Annotated in this window: 16 protein-coding genes and 1 pseudogene; 14 read left to right on the top strand and 3 right to left on the bottom strand. The window is 58.6% G+C overall.

Going from position 1 to position 17,136, the window contains the following annotated elements; translation table 11 throughout:
• The first annotated feature begins 4 nt into the window (after nt 1–4).
• The 7 genes from rsmI to M5J06_RS00350 all read left to right on the top strand — a co-directional run bounded on the left by rsmI (nt 5) and on the right by M5J06_RS00350 (nt 7,834).
• Entirely contained in the window at nt 5–853 is an 849-nt protein-coding gene (rsmI, locus tag M5J06_RS00320) for a 16S rRNA (cytidine(1402)-2'-O)-methyltransferase (RefSeq protein ID WP_070597491.1), read from the top strand.
• A 38-nt stretch (nt 854–891) separates the two neighbouring features.
• The gene (locus tag M5J06_RS00325; RefSeq protein WP_250223671.1) at nt 892–1,956 is read left to right on the top strand and encodes a substrate-binding periplasmic protein; all 1,065 of its coding nucleotides are present in this window, start codon (nt 892–894) and stop codon (nt 1,954–1,956) included.
• The gene (locus M5J06_RS00330) at nt 1,940–3,250 is read left to right on the top strand and encodes a hypothetical protein (RefSeq protein ID WP_145990297.1); all 1,311 of its coding nucleotides are present in this window, start codon (nt 1,940–1,942) and stop codon (nt 3,248–3,250) included. Before M5J06_RS00325 ends, M5J06_RS00330 begins: the two co-directional genes overlap by 17 nt.
• Nucleotides 3,251–3,288: 38 nt before the next feature.
• Nucleotides 3,289–4,422 carry an MFS transporter gene (locus M5J06_RS00335; protein WP_250223672.1) on the top strand — a complete coding sequence of 378 codons (1,134 nt, stop codon included), beginning with the start codon at nt 3,289–3,291 and terminating at the stop codon, nt 4,420–4,422.
• A 24-nt stretch (nt 4,423–4,446) separates the two neighbouring features.
• Nucleotides 4,447–6,279: a methionine--tRNA ligase gene (gene metG / locus M5J06_RS00340; RefSeq protein ID WP_250223673.1), complete on the top strand. Its 1,833-nt coding sequence runs from the start codon at nt 4,447–4,449 to the stop codon at nt 6,277–6,279.
• 5 nt (nt 6,280–6,284) lie between these two features.
• The gene (locus M5J06_RS00345; RefSeq protein ID WP_101736224.1) at nt 6,285–7,478 is read left to right on the top strand and encodes an MFS transporter; all 1,194 of its coding nucleotides are present in this window, start codon (nt 6,285–6,287) and stop codon (nt 7,476–7,478) included.
• Nucleotides 7,479–7,573: 95 nt separating this feature from the next.
• Nucleotides 7,574–7,834 carry a HigA family addiction module antitoxin gene (locus tag M5J06_RS00350; RefSeq protein WP_070520778.1) on the top strand — a complete coding sequence of 87 codons (261 nt, stop codon included), beginning with the start codon at nt 7,574–7,576 and terminating at the stop codon, nt 7,832–7,834.
• A gap of 212 nt (nt 7,835–8,046) precedes the next feature.
• On the opposite strand, the gene M5J06_RS00355 is transcribed toward M5J06_RS00350, so the two are convergent.
• A complete protein-coding gene (locus tag M5J06_RS00355) occupies nt 8,047–8,550 on the bottom strand; it encodes a GNAT family N-acetyltransferase (protein WP_070563396.1) in 504 nt (167 codons plus the stop codon).
• 8 nt (nt 8,551–8,558) lie between these two features.
• Complete coding sequence (locus M5J06_RS00360) at nt 8,559–9,053, bottom strand: GNAT family N-acetyltransferase (protein WP_250223674.1); 495 nt, start codon at nt 9,051–9,053, stop codon at nt 8,559–8,561.
• A gap of 24 nt (nt 9,054–9,077) precedes the next feature.
• On the opposite strand from M5J06_RS00360, the gene M5J06_RS00365 reads away from it, so the two are divergent.
• From M5J06_RS00365 to M5J06_RS00385, 5 genes are all read left to right on the top strand, one after another.
• Nucleotides 9,078–9,902, top strand: a complete 825-nt coding sequence (locus M5J06_RS00365; protein ID WP_250223675.1) for a TatD family hydrolase — start codon at nt 9,078–9,080, stop codon at nt 9,900–9,902.
• A gap of 246 nt (nt 9,903–10,148) precedes the next feature.
• Nucleotides 10,149–11,297, top strand: a complete 1,149-nt coding sequence (locus M5J06_RS00370) for a resuscitation-promoting factor (RefSeq protein WP_070597502.1) — start codon at nt 10,149–10,151, stop codon at nt 11,295–11,297.
• Between the two features lie 33 nt (nt 11,298–11,330).
• A complete protein-coding gene (rsmA, locus tag M5J06_RS00375; RefSeq protein ID WP_144268881.1) occupies nt 11,331–12,173 on the top strand; it encodes a 16S rRNA (adenine(1518)-N(6)/adenine(1519)-N(6))-dimethyltransferase RsmA in 843 nt (280 codons plus the stop codon).
• Entirely contained in the window at nt 12,170–13,108 is a 939-nt protein-coding gene (locus M5J06_RS00380; protein WP_250223676.1) for a 4-(cytidine 5'-diphospho)-2-C-methyl-D-erythritol kinase, read from the top strand. Before rsmA ends, M5J06_RS00380 begins: the two co-directional genes overlap by 4 nt.
• Nucleotides 13,109–13,157: 49 nt before the next feature.
• Nucleotides 13,158–14,993, top strand: a complete 1,836-nt coding sequence (locus M5J06_RS00385) for an ABC-F family ATP-binding cassette domain-containing protein (protein WP_070520795.1) — start codon at nt 13,158–13,160, stop codon at nt 14,991–14,993.
• A gap of 36 nt (nt 14,994–15,029) precedes the next feature.
• Here the strand turns inward: M5J06_RS00385 and M5J06_RS00390 are convergent.
• Nucleotides 15,030–15,944, bottom strand: a pseudogene (locus M5J06_RS00390) (AEC family transporter).
• A 157-nt stretch (nt 15,945–16,101) separates the two neighbouring features.
• Here M5J06_RS00390 and M5J06_RS00395 point away from each other — a divergent pair.
• Together M5J06_RS00395 and M5J06_RS00400 are read left to right on the top strand one after the other, a co-directional pair.
• The gene (locus M5J06_RS00395) at nt 16,102–16,692 is read left to right on the top strand and encodes a hypothetical protein (protein ID WP_070530613.1); all 591 of its coding nucleotides are present in this window, start codon (nt 16,102–16,104) and stop codon (nt 16,690–16,692) included.
• 99 nt (nt 16,693–16,791) lie between these two features.
• Complete coding sequence (locus tag M5J06_RS00400; RefSeq protein ID WP_070686397.1) at nt 16,792–17,112, top strand: putative quinol monooxygenase; 321 nt, start codon at nt 16,792–16,794, stop codon at nt 17,110–17,112.
• Nucleotides 17,113–17,136: the final 24 nt, after the last annotated feature.

The raw sequence follows: 17,136 nt of genomic DNA on the forward strand, positions 1-17,136 counted from the left end.
GAGTATGAGTCTTCAGCTTGAACCCTTGCCGCGTGGGGTCATCCTTGCCGCCACGCCGCTGGGAAACCCCGGTGACGCTTCAGCCCGCTTAATGCAAGCTTTGGGTCACGCAGATGTCATTGCCGCGGAAGATACCCGCCGCGTTCGCAATCTGGCCCAGGCATTAGGGGTGGAGATCCGCGGCAGGGTGGTGTCCAATTTCGACCACAACGAAGAGGAGCGTTCGCGCGCTCTCGTCGCCGCCGCCCGGACCGGGACAGTGCTCGTGGTGTCCGACGCCGGTATGCCCCTGGTGTCTGATCCTGGGCACTCCATCGTCACTGCAGCAGTGGAAGCAGACGTGCCCGTGACCTGCTTCCCAGGACCCTCGGCGGTGCCGACGGCTCTTGCGCTGTCTGGTTTGGGGGTGGGGCATTTTCTCTTCGATGCCTTCCCGCCGCGCAAGCCTGGGCCGCGCAAGGCGTGGCTGGAGTCCTTGGTGGGGGAGCAGCGCGCGATTGCGTTCTTCGAGTCCCCGCACCGCTTGGCACAGACGCTTGGCGACGCCTCCGCGATTCTCGGCGCCGACCGTCGCGCCGCTGTGTGCCGAGAGCTGACGAAGACCTACGAGGAGATTAAGCGAGGCTGCCTAGGCGAGCTCGCGGAGTGGGCTGAAGAGAATGCGCGGGGCGAAATCACCGTAGTAATCGAGGGCGGTGAGGCTGCACCCGTGTCGATGGAGACCCTCGTTGAGCAGGTCCGGGCAGAAGTAGAGCGGGGTGTGCGTGCCAAAGATGCGTGCAAGAAGGCGGCGGCGGGAACGGCATGGTCCAACCGTGAGCTCTATGACGCTTACCTTGCTGCTCGTGGTTAGCAGGGGTAAAAATTTAATTCATACGATAAAGTATTTGCTTGAGGGAAAAACGCGATCTTTGCTATCGTTTTGCCGTGCCACCATTGAAAGATAAGAAGAAAACTCGCTGGATTCGCTTGGTTTTTGGAGTCGTCTGCATTCTATCGGTGTTGGCGTCATTATTAATGCTGCGGCTTCAACCTCCGCGCGCGGCTCAGTCTGTGCAGATCAAAACATCAGATTGGGATCCGTATGTCACGACTAGTGATGAAAACGGTGGCGTTGTTGGCGACATTGTTCTGTCAGTTTTGGCGAGTAGTGGTTACAACGGTCAGGTTTCCTTTGACACATGGGATAGTGGCCTCCAGAAAGTACAAGAAGGAACTGTATTCGGCGTTTTCCCAATGGTGAAATCTGCTTCGCGCCTGGAAAATTACGAATACTCTGATCCCCTTGTTGACTATCGGTATGTCCTATTCAAGCGGAAGGATTACAACGTTACCCAGGCGATGCAACGTGGTGATTTTAACGGTGTACGTATTGGAAAAATTGACGGCTATGACTATTGGGCAGAGCTTGATAACTCAGGTGCAGAATTTAGTAACTACTCCTCGCCGGCTGAGGGTTTTAAAGCTCTTCAGAATAAAGAAGTGGATCTTCTCGCGGAATCCGATCTCGTAGGCAACGCTATTCTTAGGAGTGCGGCCTTCGAAGGTGATTCAGGGATGTTCGACATTCTTGAAGGTAATGCGGCAGCTCTTTCTTCTGAAGACAGTGTTCATTTCTTGATTCGGAAAAACAAGCAATCGAGAGCTGTAATCGATAGGTTCAATAAATCCCTGGCTGAGTATAAAAAGACCGATCGATATAGAGAGCAAATCTCCATGCTGAAAGGTGTACCAGAAAGAGTGAGGCTTATCGGTGATGGATTGATTGACATACGTGACGAATCAGACAAATTTCTTGGCAGTTTGCCAGCTGGAGTATCAGCTCAAGTGCTTGTTTGGCCGGATGACCTCAAAGAGGAGCAGGAAGTAAAAATCAAGATGCTCACCGGACCTTTGGCTGGGCGAACTGGTTTTGTGAATCTTGAAAGTGTGGAAGTCAATGACGTACAAGGCTAGTTTCCGATTAGTTTCGCCGCTGCGCGTTGATTGCTTAACCCAACCCGGAGTTGAATATCGTGATGGAGATTCTGCCCGACGCTTTTGGGAGTCAGTCGCCCGTGAATCTGGGACTATTTATGCGCGCAAGGTTCCGCAAGCAGGATCGCTACAATATGAATCAGCGCAGAGCATTGATATTCAGAATGATATCGCCGTGGTGAAGGACAAGGTTCAAGTCGAAAAGTCGTTTTATCGAAGTCAGGAACCGACAGTAGAAATCAGTTCTGTTGAGTGGAGCCTCTGTGATTTCGGTATCCTGCTTTCTGAAATCGAACTGGCTGTGGGGATTGAAGGGAAAACGGCCTCGTCAATTGAACAACTTGTGCAGAAGGTCGCTACGCGAATTAACCAAGAGCTCATCGCCCGCATTTATGACGAATTGCGCGACGTGATTAAACAACATGATGGCTACGAGGAATTTGTGTTGTTCCAGGGCGATACGCCCATGGAAGATGCCTGGGCGTCGCGAGCACTGATTTTTGACCCATCAGAGTCCGAATATGCAGAACTTCAAAGTGACTTTGCCTTGGAATGGCTGGGAAACACTAAAGGTAAGAGCGGGATTGTTGAATCGCTGAAACAGCGGAAGATTAGCCACACTGCGGACTGGATGAATTACATTTATCTGAGGGAAACTGCTGACAACAGGGTTGAGATGCAGGAGATGTGGAAGGCGCTTGTGCGTGCACAGTTCTTCTATGCTGCTACGGGTAGAAGCGATTCGAATCTCATGAATATCCTGTCTTGGGCCATGTCCCAATCTTCCGATATTTCAACTAGCAAGCTTCGAGCGCAACTGCGGCAGGAGATGGATTTTGCTGAAGCCTTGTTTCTCAAGAAAACGGAAGTGGGTAAATACGTTAATCCAATGTCGAGATTGGAGACGACGCGCATTCTTGAGGTTTGGGATTATTACGAAGTATTGGAGAATCCTGTACAAACCAAGCTGCGTATTTGCCAGACGAGACTTGACGATATTGATGGAGAACGAGCTCGGTCTGCGAGCTTTTTCACGGACTTAATCCTTATGGTGATTGGTGTAACTTCAATCTTGGGGACAATGTTGGCAGTGGTCAGTTTGGGCCGGAGTACTTCTGCCGATCCTGATCAAACTATCTATGATCTAGGTGCGGGTGACCTGACTACGTGGATTGCTACTCAACCCGTCGACGTCATTCTTCTTATATCAACCATAGTTTCGGTTCTCATGGTTATCGCATTCGTAGTTGCTCGTAAGAAAAGCGAGTCTTGATGGGGACGAGAACGCGATACGGAGTAATTGTACTGGCTTTGGAAGTCCAGTTCTGGTTTCCAGTTTGGTTGCTTTTCCTCTTAGAACGTGGAATTACCACCGAGGAGGCCTCTATAGCCGATGGGGTTTTCCGCTTGATTGCGACGGCCCTTGAGGTTCCTGTCGGATGGTTTTCAGATCGCATTGGCCGGAAGAAGTCCCTTTATCTAGCTCTTATTGGTACGTTTATTACATTCCTTCTTATCGCCTATGTGAATGACTTACCTAGCTTGTTTATTGCATGGAGCGTGTGGGGCCTTGTGTGGGCTCTTGTTTCGGGCTTGCTTACGGCCTATGGCTGGGAGATAGGCAGCCAAATAGAAGGTGGTGGTCCTACCACCGCAGCCGAGTTCATTCGTATACGCAGAGTGTGCGCAGCGATCGCGATGATTGTTTCGTTGGTATCGGCAGGAGCGCTGTTCGAACTGTCTCCAGCGCTTCCATTTGTTATTACAGCTGTAGTAGCTGCAGCTGTAATTCCTGTCGCGTGGGGCTTGCCTGATATCGATCAGCATGTGCGTCAAACTGGGCCGAAACGTATTTCAACGGCGAATTTGCCTTCAGGAGAGATTCTCTGGGCGATTGTGGCCGGTAGCATAGTGTTGATCAGCGGCTGGAGTATCCAAATGGTCTTTCAACCGCTTGGCTTGGAAGCATCATTGACTCCTAAAGAAATCTCCTTCCTCTTTGCCGGTTTTGGCGTGGCTCAGTTGGCGGGCGCATGGCTTGTGGGGAAGCTCCCCTTTTCGAGACGAACTGTGCTAGTTACGTCGGTAGCGGGAATTGCGTTTATGTGCTTAGGCGTGTGGCTTGGGTTCAAATTCGAAGTTGATGTTTGGGCTCCTTTTGTATTGCTTGTTTCGCTTGGTATTTTTTATTCGGTCGGCACTGCTTACTGTGACATTTGGGTTTCAGCGCTGTCATCCACTAAAAACCGCGCTACCATGCTGTCCTTCGTTTCGTTAGTAGGCGGAGTGGTAATGATCTTCACTCGGCCGCTGTTGGGTTTAATTTCGGGGAGCGTAAGCGCTGCTGCTGCGTGTGGAGTTTGGGGTGCGGTATGTCTTGTATTGACGGTCGTGCTATGGCTTCTGCTTGTAAATAAGACCTCAGAGTCAGTTCGTAAGTGCTAAACCTCTCAAAGTAGAGTGGTGTCCATGAAGAATCCAGTTGTCGTTAATGTTGCTTGGCCCTATGCCAACGGACCCCGCCACATCGGACACGTGGCGGGCTTCGGTGTTCCTTCCGACGTGTTCGCCCGTTTCCAGCGAATGCGTGGCAACGACGTCCTCATGGTTTCTGGTACCGATGAACACGGCACCCCGCTGCTGGTTCAGGCGGACAAGGAAGGCGTGACGGTGCGTGAGTTGGCGGATCGCTACAACCGCCAGATCGTCACCGACCTGGCTGGGCTCGGCCTGTCTTATGACCTCTTTACCCGCACCACGACGCGCAACCACTACGCGGTGGTGCAGGAGCTGTTCAAGGGTCTCTACGAGAACGGCTACATGATTAAGGAGACCACCCAGGGCGCGATCTCGCCGTCCACTGGCCGCACTTTGCCGGACCGTTATATTGAGGGCACCTGCCCGCTGTGTGGCGCCGATGGCGCGCGCGGTGACCAGTGCGATAACTGCGGTAACCAGCTCGATCCGGTGGACCTGATTAACCCAGTATCCAAGATCAACGGCGAGGCCCCGGAGTTTATTGACACCGAGCACTTCCTGCTGGATCTGCCTGCGGTCAAGGAGGTCCTCGAAGAGTGGTTGAAGACTCGTGAGGATTGGCGCCCCAATGTTCTCAAGTTCTCCCTCAACCTGCTGGAGGACATGCGCCCGCGCACCATGACCCGAGACATCGACTGGGGAATTCCCATTCCAGTCGAGGGCTGGGAGGACAATGGTGCGAAGAAACTCTATGTGTGGTTCGACGCGGTCATTGGTTACCTGTCTTCTTCCATCGAGTGGGCACACCGCACCGGCAACCCGGACGCGTGGAAGGATTACTGGCAGAACCCGCAGGCGCGCCACTACTACTTCCAGGGCAAGGACAACATCACCTTCCACTCCCAGATCTGGCCGGCTGAGCTCTTGGGCTATGCGGGTAAAGGCTCCAAGGGCGGTGAGCTGCACACCTATGGTGAGCTCAACCTGCCGACGGAAATCGTGTCTTCGGAGTACCTGACCATGTCCGGGTCCAAGTTCTCCTCTTCCAAGGGCGTCGTTATCTACGTCAAGGACTTCCTTGAGGAGTTCGGTCCTGACGCGCTGCGCTACTTCATTGCCGTTGCCGGTCCGGAAAACAACGACACCGACTTCACCTGGGATGAGTTCGTGCGCCGCATTAACAACGAGCTCGCCAACGGCTGGGGCAACCTGGTTAACCGCACCGTGTCGATGGCTCACAAGAACTTCGGTGAGGTGCCGGCACCGGCCGCGCTGGAGCAGGCAGATGAGGATATCCTGTCGCTGGCAGAGGAAACCTTTGCCACCGCCGCGGGCTTCCTCGAGCAGTCCAAGTTCAAGCAGGCCATGACCGCCATCATGCACGTCGTGGGTGAGGCCAATGCCTACATCGCTGCGATGGAGCCGTGGAAGCTAGCCAAGGATGAGACCCAACGCGAGCGCCTGGCCACGGTGTTGTGGACCGCGTTGCAGGTGGTTTCCGATTGCAACGTGATGCTGACCCCGTTCCTGCCCTTTACCGCCCAAAAAGTGCACGAGACCCTGGGCCGCGAGGGAGTGTGGGCCGCGCAGCCGCGCATCGAGGAAGTGACGGATGACATGCCGGTTGAGCTTGTTGGCGTAAACCTTCCGCCGGAGAATCACCTGTACCCGATCATCACGGGTGACTACTCCGCGCAGCAGGCCGTGTGGAAGCGATTCGACATAACCCCGGGGACCGCGCTGCAGAAGCCGAAGCCGCTGGTGGCTAAGCTTGACCCAGAGCTCGGTGAGACCGGCCCTGAGTGGGCCCCGGTTCAGAAGTAGAAGGGGTGGGTTTGGCGTTTCGGCGCACACTTGCGCCTGTCCTACTCTTCACAGTTGTTTGCCTGACCGCGCTGAACCTGCGCTCCGGTATTGCTTCGGTGGCACCGGTGCTGGGGCAGATCCAAGACTTCTTTGGAATCAGCTCTGGGCAGGCAGGCTTGTTGACCGCGCTGCCGGGGCTGTGTTTTGCCGCCATGGGGTTGGCGGCGGTTCCCATTGCGCGCCGCGTGGGCCTAAGCCGAACCCTAGCCGGCGGCACGGTGGCCTTGGTTGTGGGGCTCGGCCTGCGTCCATGGGTCAGTAGCTTTCCGCTTTTCGTCGCGCTTACCCTGTGCGTTGTTGCCGGCATCGCGCTGGCAAATGTGCTGCTTCCTGCATGGATCAAGCAACATGGATCGGGCCGCACGTTGGTGGCGCTGATGACCACCTACACCACGATGTTGGGCGTTTCCAGCGCCCTCGGCCCATTGTCCGCGGTGACACAAAAATCGTGGCAAGGTGCGTTGTGGATTTGGTGCCTGCCCGCCATCGCCCAGCTGGTGGCGTGGATAGTGGTCCTACCTAAGACCGGTAAGGACGTCGCCCACGGCACGGTTGATGGCGCGGACGCACAACGCCCCATGTTCACCTCACCCACTGCGGTGGCCATGCTCTTTTTCTTCGGTGTGCAATCCACCATGGCCTATGTACAGATGGGGTGGCTGCCGCGCATGCTGGTAGAAAAAGGCGTGAGTGAGAACACCGCCAGCGTGGCGCTCGCTGTCATCGGAGTCTTCAATATTCTCGGTGGCGTAGTCATGCCGTGGCTCATCTCGCGTCTTAACCGCCTTACTCCCGTTCCCGTGGTGCTTTCTTTGTGCACGTGTGCCGGGTGGGGTGGAGTGCTCGTGGCTGCCGACGCCGCCCCGCTGGCCTGGGCCTCGTTGATGGGGATCGGCGGTATGTGCTTCCCATTGGCGCTTGCTCTGCTCACTGCCCGCACGCGCACCGCGCTCACCACGGCGCGGCTCTCCGGCTTCGTTCAGCCGGGCGGCTACGTCTTGGCGGGCCTCGTACCGCTGTCCGTGGGAGTGGTGCGCGGGGCCACCGGGGATTGGACCGCTGTGCTCATTGGTCTCATGGTGCTCTGTTTCTGCATGCTGGTCGCGGGTCTGCGTGCGACCACTCGGGTCTACATTGACGACGAGCTCGCTGCCTAGCTGGTTCTCGACGGTATACTGCCTGTAGAGCAGAGGAGGTTGAGATCGTTGACTACCACTAACAAGCTCCCCCAGTACACCCAGGTGAAATCCTTATGGAGGACTTTCTCAAGGACATGGGGATTACCCAACACAAACTCGCTGTTTCGATAGGGGTCCCGCCTCGACGTATTAACGAAATCGTCCACGGAAAGCGGGCTATTACCGCCGATACGGCTCTTCGTTTGGCTAAATATTTTGGAATGTCCCCACAGTTCTGGCTGGGACTGCAGACTCACTACGATTTGGATGTCGCGGAAGACAAAATTCTTGCTGAGTTGGACGATATTGTGCCGCTTCAGGCAGCGTCGGCTTAACTTGTGCGCGGGGAGTGACTGAGCAGCACAGTGTGAGTCTCTTGGGTTGAAACTGCCGTTGTTGCCAAAGTTTCCCGCTTCGCCTCAAGATCTGGCTTGTTCTTTGGCAACAATGGCAGTGCCGTCACTGAGGTGGGGCGTAGGGCAGTGCCGTCACTGAGGTGGGGCGTAGGGCAGTGCCGTCACTGGGGTGGGGCGGCAATCAAGCCGCTTTAGGAGCGGTTGAAGTCGCGCTGCAGGTGCACCAGCCCTAGCCGCACGCCGTCCTTGGTGTGGATATTGGGCATGCGGCCGGTCTCCACGAAGCCGAACTTCTTGTGCAGGGCGATGGAGGACTCGTTGGTGTCCACGATGTAGGTGATCATCGTCTCCACGTAGTCATTTTCCTTTGCGTGATCCATGAGCGTGTCCATGAGCTCGCTGCCCACGCCCTTGCCGCGCGCTGATTCCGCGATGTAAATGGAGTCCTCCGCCGTGCCGTAGTAGATGGCTGGGGTGACGAATTGGAAGTAGGCGGCCCAACCAACAATTTCGTCGTCGTCCACGGCGACATAGACCGGATAGTTGTCCTTTTCCATCTGCGCCAGCCACTTCTCGCGGTCCTCTACGGACTCCTGCCATGTGACGAGGTTGGCGGCCGGTTTCGCGGCGGAGGCGGAGTTGTAGATGGCGGCGATTGCGGAGGCGTCGGCAAGCTCTGCGGGACGGACGTGCATGATGTTCCTTAAACCATGAGTTGCAAGTGGGTGAGGTCTATCCAGCGCCCAGCTTTGCGGCTGACTTCTTTTAACGTTCCTACAGTGGCAAAGCCGAACTTTTCATGCAACTTGATGGATGCGGCGTTGTCCGCCACGATGAGTGCCAGCAGCGTATGGACCTGTTCGGCTGCGCGGGCATGCTGAACGACTGCATCAAGCAAGCGCGTGCCTACCCCGCGGCCGTGGGCGGTGGGATCAACGTAGATCGTCGTCTCGTAGCAGCCCAGCCACACTTTCGGATCGCGGTAGGGGCGGTAGAGTGCCCAGCCTAGATACGTGCCGTCATCGTCGAATGCAATGAAACAGGGGCAATTGTCGCGACCTAATTGGTGCAGGTAATCGGTGCGTTCCTCCACGGTGGCGGGTTCGCTGCGAAAGATGAAGTGGGTCTCCCGGATGGCCCAATTCAGCGTGGCGGTCATCGCGGGGACGTCGGCGTCCGTCGCTTCACGGATAATCATGCGGGCAAGACTACACTCGCAGCCATGTCTAAGAAGAAGCCACGCCCCACGCCCGTTCCCGCCGAAGGTTTGAGCCAGCTTATCGACGCCCACACGCACCTCGCCTCCTGCCGCGACGCTGATGTCGACCTCGTTGAGCGTGCTCGTGCTGCTGGTGTTGAGCGCATCGTTACCGTGGGTGATGGCTTGGCTGAGGCGGAGAAGGCTTTGGCGGCGGCGCAGGAATTCGACAACGTGTATGCCGCGTGCGCCATTCACCCCACTAAGGCGGCTGAACTTGATGAGGCTGCTCGTTTGCGCTTGAGCGAGATGGCTGCGGATCCGCGCTGCGTGGCCATCGGGGAGACAGGCTTAGATACCTATTGGATTCACCACGAGCCGGAAACCACCGCGCCCCTTGAAGTCCAAGAGGAAGCGCTGCGCTGGCACGCGGAATTGGCGGCGAAGGTAGGAAAGACGCTCATGATCCACAACCGTGAGGCCGATGAGGACCTCATGCGTGTGCTGGGGGACTGCCCAGAGCCGCCGACGGTGATGCTGCACTGCTTTTCCTCGCCGCTCGCCGTGGCCAAAGAAGCCCTCGAACGCGGATACGTTCTGTCTTTCGCCGGCAACGTTACTTTCAAGCGTAATGAGGAGATGCGCCAGGCCGCTGCCATTGCGCCGGCAGGGCAACTGCTGATTGAAACGGATGCACCGTACATGACGCCGGAGCCTTTCCGGGGTGCGCGTAATGAGCCTTCCTTGATTGGGCACACGTACCGTTGCGTGGCGCAGGCGCGTGGTCAAGAAGTGGAAGACCTCGCGGCGGAGGTGGCCACAACCTTCGCGCGGGTCTTTGGTGTGTGAGGATTTTCACTTTATCTAAAGGTGCTGCTCAGTGGTGGCGCACGTGTTTGTTGTGACGAGTGTGCTGCTAGTGGCCGCGGCGCGTGAATGCATTTCGTAAGTTACGTTCTGTTACCGTATTGTTATTCAAAGTTAGTCCGGTAGTGATGTCGCCGGCAGGCGCGCGTGGGGCGCGCCGTGACAGGTGTTCAGAATGCGGGTCCCCGCATTGTGAATACGAAGCATCGTGAAGACGAGTAAAGGTTTATGTCCCCGAAGAAGCAGATCAAGCGAATCAACAATTCCCGCTCTTTGCCGCTGCGCATGGCTACCGGTGGTGTGCTTGGCACCCTAGCCGTGGGCGGCGTCGTTGCCGTCAGCACGCAGAAGGACATCACGCTTGACGTGAACGGCGAGACCACTCAGCTGGCCACCTTCGCTGGTGATGTCAACGCTGCCCTCGAGGCTGCCGGAGTCAACGTTGGGGGAGAGGACGTTGTCTACCCGGCCCTGTCAGAGCAGGTCGCTGATGGTGATTCGATCACCGTTCGCACTGCCAAGCCTGTCGCGGTTACCATCGATGGCGTCGAAAAGCAGCTCTCTTCCACCGATCTCACGGTGTCTGACCTGCTGGGCGGCCTCGATGGAATCGCCCCGGGTGCTGCCATCACTTCCGGTTCCAAGACCGTGGAGGAGGATGAAACGGTGACTGAGGGAATGAACCTTGAAGTGGTGTCCCCGAAGATCGTCAAGCTTACTGACGGCGGTTCCGTTTCCTATGCCAGCGTTGCGGCCAAGACTGTGGGGGACGTGCTCGAGGCTCGTGGAATCACGGTGGGCAAGGATGACCGCGTATCCCCAGCTCTGGATACGCCGGTGAAGGCGGGTACCGCCATTACTGTGGACCGCGTCGAGATCTCCGAAGAGGAAAAGACGGAGGACTTTGACGCGCCGGCTAATTATGTCGATGACCCAGAGCTCGAGGAAGGCACTGAGGAAGTCCGCGAGGAGGGAACCCCCGGTTCGCGCGCCGTGACCCGCAAGATTGTCAAGGTCAACGGCAAGGAAGAATCCAACGAGATTATCAAGGAAGACGTGCGCAGGGAGGCCGTTGCTGCCGTGATTGCGCGCGGAACCAAGCCGAAGTCCACCGCGCCGGCCGTTGCGGATGGCTCCGTGTGGGATTCCATCGCACAGTGTGAGGCAACCGGAAACTGGGCAATCAACACAGGCAATGGTTTCTCCGGTGGCCTGCAGTTCACCCCGTCGACCTGGGCTGCTTTTGGTGGCACCGAGTATGCCCCGGAGGCATGGCAGGCTTCTCGCGAGCAGCAGATCGCTGTGGCAGAGAAGGTTCAAGCCGCGCAGGGCTGGGGTGCATGGCCTGCGTGTACCGCCAAGCTCGGCCTGCGCTAAAGCTTACGAGCCACGCGTATTAGTCTGAGTGGTATGACTCAACCCCATCTGCTGGGCCCAGTGGAGATCCGCGAACTCGCCGCTGAGCTTGACGTGACGCCGACGAAGAAGCTGGGCCAGAACTTTCTGCATGACCCGAACACCATCCGCCGCATCGTTGCTGCTGCCGACTTGTCCCCAGAGGACCGCGTGGTTGAGGTGGGCCCCGGGCTGGGTTCGCTGACCCTGGGGCTGTTGGGGGAAGTTGCGCACGTGACGGCCGTGGAGATTGACCCGCGTCTGGCTGGCAAACTGCCGGATACCGTGGCCGCGCGGGCAGCCGACTTTGCGGATCGCCTTTCCGTGGTGGAGAAGGATGCGCTCACCGTTGAAGCGGGTGAGTTGGGGGAGCCCACCGCCTTGGTGGCCAACCTGCCCTATAACGTCGCGGTACCGGTGTTGCTCCACCTGCTGGAGGTCTACCCATCGATTCGCCGCGTTTTGGTCATGGTGCAGCTGGAGGTGGCTGAGCGCCTCGCCGCCGCGCCGGGCAGCAAGGTCTACGGCATTCCTAGTGTGAAGGCATCTTTTTATGGCCCGGTTAGGCAAGCCGGGACAATCGGCAAGAACGTGTTTTGGCCGGCGCCGAAGATTGAGTCAGGCCTGGTGCGCATCGACTGCACCCGCCCCTTCGACGAGGCGCTGCGCCCGCGGCTTTTTGCGCTGATCGACGCCTCCTTTGCCCAACGCCGTAAGACCCTCCGCGCCGCCTTGGCGGGCTTTTATGGCTCCGCCGCGGCAGCCGAGGAGGCGCTGCGCGCGGCGAATATCGATCCGCGCCTGCGCGGCGAGAAGCTAGGTGTGGAGGACTTCGTCCGATTGGCGGAAGCCTCATGAGTAATACAGTGACTGATTCCATGCAGCTGTGGCAGGCGCATGCCCACGCCAAGGTTAACCTGCACCTGGGTGTGGGCGAGGCCCGCGCGGACGGTTTCCACGAGCTTGCCACCGTGTTCCAATCCCTCGATGTACACGACCGCGTGAGCTACCGCTGGGGCGAGGGCTGTGCCGTGGAGGTCACGGGTAACCACGCGACAGGCGTGCCGGCATCGACCGAGAACCTGGCATGGCGCGCGGTGGAGCTGGTGGCGAAAAACCTCATGCTACCGGCAGCTGGCACGCTCACGATGGAAAAGAACATCCCCGCTGCCGGCGGGATGGCCGGCGGGTCTGCCGATGCCGCCGCGGCCCTGCTTTTGGCCAATCACGCGCTGAGCGCTGAGTTTGGTCGTGAGCCTCTCAGCATGGAAAAACTCTACGAACTCGCCGCGGAACTCGGCTCCGATGTGCCTTTTACCCTCATGGGCGGCACGGCTTTGGGACGCGGCCGCGGTGAGCTTCTGACTCCGATGCTGGCGCGTGGGCGCTATATCTGGGCGATCATCACCAATGCTGAGGGCTTGTCCACGCCGTCGGTATTCCGCAAGCTGGATGAGCTGCGGGGTGCCGGACGTGGAAGTACCCCGCACCTCGATACTGAAGCCGTGGGGCAGGCCCTCGTAGGAGGCAACCCCCGCGAGCTCGCCGCAGTGATGCACAATGACCTCCAGCCAGCAGCGCTCTCGCTGCGCCCGGACTTGCGCAAGATTCTGGATACTGGTGAGGCCGCCGGCGCCCTCAAGGGAATTGTCTCCGGTTCCGGGCCCACCTGCGCCTTCCTCTGCGAAGACGAGGAGACCGCGCAGGAGGTGGTGGCCCAGGTGTGCGCCGATAACCGCGGGACCCGCGGATTGGTGACCTATGGGCCGGCTACTGGTGCAACGCTGGTGTAGAGGCCTGCAGCCAGATTTCCACGCTGAGACACTAAGATGAACTCTCGCTATGGCGAACCTCATTAACCTCGAAAACGTAACCAAGTCCTTCGGGCTCAAGACCCTGCTGAACGGGGTCTCGCTCGGTGTTCAAACCGGTGATCGCATCGGCATCGTCGGCGTCAACGGCGGCGGCAAGACCACGCTGCTGGAGGTCCTCACCGGCATTGAGCCGCCGGACGCGGGCCGCGTATCCCACAACTCGGATTTGCGCATGGCGGTGGTAACCCAGCGGTTCGAGCTGGAGGAGTCCCTCACCATCGCCCAAGTCATCATCGAACCGCTCGGGCTGGAAACCTTCGAGTGGGCATCCAACGCGAAGGTGCGCGATGTCCTCGGCGGCCTCGGCATTGTTGACCTAGGGCTAGACACCCCTGTGGGATCGCTCTCCGGTGGTGAGCGCCGCCGCGTCAACCTGGCCGCCGCACTCGTTCAAGACCTTGACATCGTGGTACTCGATGAGCCGACCAACCACCTCGATGTCGAGGGCGTGCAATGGCTGGCCAGCCACCTGCTTTCGCGCAAGCTAGCGGTCGTCGTCGTCACGCACGACCGCTGGTTCCTCGACACTGTGGCCACCACGACCTGGGAGGTGCACGACGGCGTCGTCGATGCCTACGAGGGCGGCTATAACGACTGGACCTTTGCCCGCGCTGAGCGCGCCCGCCAAGCCGATGCCATCGAGCAGCGCCGCCAGAATCTGGCGCGCAAAGAGCTGGCGTGGCTGCGCCGCGGGGCGCCTGCCCGTACCTCGAAGCCGCGCTACCGCATTGAGGCAGCCGAGGCACTCATCGCGGATGTTCCCGCGCCGCGCGACAAGGTCGAGCTCATGGCCTTTTCCAAGCAGCGCCAGGGGCGAGTCGTCATCGAGCTTGAGGATGCAAAGGTTACGACACCCGATGGGCGCACGCTGGTGGATCACCTCACCTGGCGGCTGGCGCCGGGCGAGCGCATCGGCCTCGTCGGCGTTAATGGTTCCGGTAAGACCACGCTGCTGCGCGCCCTTGCCGGTGAAGTCGAGCTTGCCGCTGGCAAACGCATCGAGGGCAAGACCGTGCGCCTGGGCTGGCTGCGCCAGGAGCTCGATGACCTGGATCCACAGCGCCGGCTTCTCGACGCTGTCGAAGACGTCGCCACCTACGTCCACCTGGGCAAGAAAGAACTTTCTGCCTCCCAGCTGGCCGAGCGCCTGGGCTTTTCTGCCAAGCGCCAGCGCACACCCGTCGGTGACCTATCGGGCGGTGAGCGCCGCCGTTTGCAGCTGACCCGAGTGCTCATGGCGGAGCCAAACGTGCTGCTTCTCGACGAGCCCACGAACGACCTCGACATCGATACCCTCCAAGAACTTGAATCCTTGCTGGACTCGTGGCCGGGAACCTTGGTGGTTATTTCTCACGACCGTTACCTCATTGAGCGCATCGCGGACAACACCTATGCGCTGTTTGGGGATGGCAAGCTCACCAACCTGCCGGGCGGAATCGAGGAGTACTTGCGCCGCCGCCAGGAGATGGAAGCCGCCACCGCTGGCGGTGTGCTCGACTTGGGCGAGGCCTCGAAGAACGCTGACGATCAGCGTACGGAAACCGCCCCGGTAAAACGGCTGAGTTCCCAGGAGGAGCGCGAGCTGACCAAGAAGATGAACGCGCTCGAGCGCAAGATGGGCAAGCTCGACGACAAGACGGCGAAGCTGAATGAAAAGATGGCGCAGGCCGCGGAGAAGATGTCTTCCGGAGAGGGAGACAGCGGCGAGCTGGCCAAGCTCGACGCCGACCTCAAAGCGGTGGCCGCCGAGCGCGAGGAGCTAGAGATGGAATGGCTGGAGCTGGGGGAGAAGCTGGAAGGCTAGTGTTCGACGGCTAGTGCTCGCCAGCGAGGGTCAGCTCTACCCGAAGAATGCTGCGATGGCGAGCATGGCCGGCAAGGAGAGAAAAGTGGTGAGGAAGACCGTATCGCGCGCCACCGTCTCTCCCGATTGGTAGGTCGCGGCGTAGTTATAAACATTCTGCGCGGTCGGAAGCGCAGACAAGATGAGTACCGCGTATAGCTCCTTGCCGCTCAGGCCCAAGGCTAGGACCGTCGCCAAGGCGATGGCTGGCATGGCTACGAGCTTGAGCACGGTGGCGGTCATGGTTGGTAGGCGGTCGCTAGCCAGCAACCCGTCTCCGGTGAGGGAAGCGCCGAAACTCATCAGGATCATCGGGATGGAAGCCCCGCCGAGGATCTCGAGGGGAGCCATGATGACCTCTGGCACGTGCCAGCCTGCTGCCGAAACGATGAAGCCGGCGACGGCAGCGATGACAACCGGTGCCGTAAGCCCAGAGAACACAGAGCTGCCTATCGAGCGCAGGCTCGTTCCTTGGGCGTTAAGGCCGGCGATGATGAAAGGGGAGAGCACCGCCATCTGAAGTACGAGTGCTGGCACCACAAAGGTGGCATCACCGATGACATAGGTGGCGATGGGCAGCCCGATGTTGACGGAGTTGTAGTAGCTGGCCGCGGCCGCTCCGGCCATCGTCTCAGCCCCGCTCCGCCGGAAGAACAGCGCGCTGAGCAAGCCATACAGGGCCATCGTGGCGACCGAGGCAATCGCGATGACAGCGACAACCGGAGACATAAAGGCAGAGGTATCCGAGGTGGCCACGCTGGAGAAGATGAGCGCCGGAGTTGCAGCCCAGAATGCTGTGCGGTTGAACTACAGGCGCGCCTCACCATGGCCGATAACGCCCCGGTGACCCAGAAAGAACCCCACACCGATAACCACAAAAATGATGGCAAATCCGGTTAAGACATCCAGCACCAGTGATCAACCTCTCGAAGAATCCTAAAAGCAAGTCTCCGGTCATTCTTCCACGCCGGTCCTTTCCACCGGCAGCTGATAACAAAGTGATATCGAAAATGCCGTATGACCGGGAAGTCTTTTTCAAGGCGGGCGGACTTATGGCACGGTGGTAGTTATGAATTCTTTGCGTCGTGTTTCCCGCCTGTCCGCTACCTCCGCCGTGGCAGTATCCCTCACCGCCCTTCTTTCGGTCTCCGTGGCCCAGGCCGCCCCGGCTAACCCATCGTCCGCACAGCCCCAGGAACTGAACCAGCTGTCTTCCCAGGCTATGGAGCAGGTCAACTCCTTTGAAGTCGAGCTTCCTGCGCAGGCTTATGACCTGGCTAAGCAGTACAACGTCCAGCTGCCGGACTTCATCAAGAAGCCGACCCCGGCGGTGGCCGATGAGCTCGTTGGCGCAACCCATGCCCACCTGATTAAGCAGGGCCACCACGAAGATGCCAACGCCAAGAACATCGCCCAGGAATGGGCAAACCAGGCTGCGGCCGGCAAGGTTACCTTCCAGGACAATGCAGGCGATGGCCTGACTCATTTGGAAGAGGGCAGCGGTAACATTTACAAGCTCACGGAGCAGGAAGCTAAGGATCGCGTGAACTGGCTCAACCGCGATGTTCCTGTGACCAAGACTGACGGCACCGGCTTCGGCGTTGCGCAGGCCTTCGACGGCACCCACGTCTACGTTGCGGAGTACTTCTTCAACAAGTAGACCTTCACGCGGCCGGTGATAAGCCGCTTTTACAAAAGGCCCTGCCGCTACAGGCAGGGCCTTCTGCACGTTTTCGCGGAGAAGGTTACAGTGGGGCCCATGATTTTGATCAACGTACAGTTCCACGTCAAGCCCGAGTACGCCGATACCTTCCTGGAAGAGATCGACTGGTACACCAAGGCCTGCCAGGCAGAGCCCGGCTGCATTGACTTCAAGTGGTTCCGCGATCCGGAAGACAAGCAGCGCTTCCTGCTCCTCGAGTCTTATAAGGACGGCACTGATGTCGACCACGTCAGCACCGAGCACTTCAAGCGCTCGTGCGAGGAGCTGCCGAAGTACCTGGTAGAGACCCCGGACATCATCAACACTCACATCGACGGCAAGACGGAATGGGACAAGATGGCTGAATTCTCGGTCTAAACCCCACGCGTTTACAAAAGCCGC

The organism is Corynebacterium intestinale, from assembly GCF_023574125.1.
Taxonomy (GTDB): Bacteria; Actinomycetota; Actinomycetes; order Mycobacteriales; family Mycobacteriaceae; genus Corynebacterium; species Corynebacterium hesseae.

Coding starts and splice junctions, on each gene's coding strand:
- M5J06_RS00350 (WP_070520778.1), top strand. CDS start 7,574: ATGGAGGACTTTCTCAAGGACATGGGGATTACCCAACACAAACTCGCT.
- M5J06_RS00330 (WP_145990297.1), top strand. CDS start 1,940: ATGACGTACAAGGCTAGTTTCCGATTAGTTTCGCCGCTGCGCGTTGAT.
- rsmA (WP_144268881.1), top strand. CDS start 11,331: ATGACTCAACCCCATCTGCTGGGCCCAGTGGAGATCCGCGAACTCGCC.
- M5J06_RS00400 (WP_070686397.1), top strand. CDS start 16,792: ATGATTTTGATCAACGTACAGTTCCACGTCAAGCCCGAGTACGCCGAT.
- M5J06_RS00365 (WP_250223675.1), top strand. CDS start 9,078: ATGTCTAAGAAGAAGCCACGCCCCACGCCCGTTCCCGCCGAAGGTTTG.
- M5J06_RS00360 (WP_250223674.1), bottom strand. CDS start 9,053: ATGATTATCCGTGAAGCGACGGACGCCGACGTCCCCGCGATGACCGCC.
- M5J06_RS00380 (WP_250223676.1), top strand. CDS start 12,170: ATGAGTAATACAGTGACTGATTCCATGCAGCTGTGGCAGGCGCATGCC.
- M5J06_RS00395 (WP_070530613.1), top strand. CDS start 16,102: ATGAATTCTTTGCGTCGTGTTTCCCGCCTGTCCGCTACCTCCGCCGTG.
- rsmI (WP_070597491.1), top strand. CDS start 5: ATGAGTCTTCAGCTTGAACCCTTGCCGCGTGGGGTCATCCTTGCCGCC.
- metG (WP_250223673.1), top strand. CDS start 4,447: ATGAAGAATCCAGTTGTCGTTAATGTTGCTTGGCCCTATGCCAACGGA.
- M5J06_RS00385 (WP_070520795.1), top strand. CDS start 13,158: ATGGCGAACCTCATTAACCTCGAAAACGTAACCAAGTCCTTCGGGCTC.
- M5J06_RS00355 (WP_070563396.1), bottom strand. CDS start 8,550: ATGCACGTCCGTCCCGCAGAGCTTGCCGACGCCTCCGCAATCGCCGCC.
- M5J06_RS00370 (WP_070597502.1), top strand. CDS start 10,149: ATGTCCCCGAAGAAGCAGATCAAGCGAATCAACAATTCCCGCTCTTTG.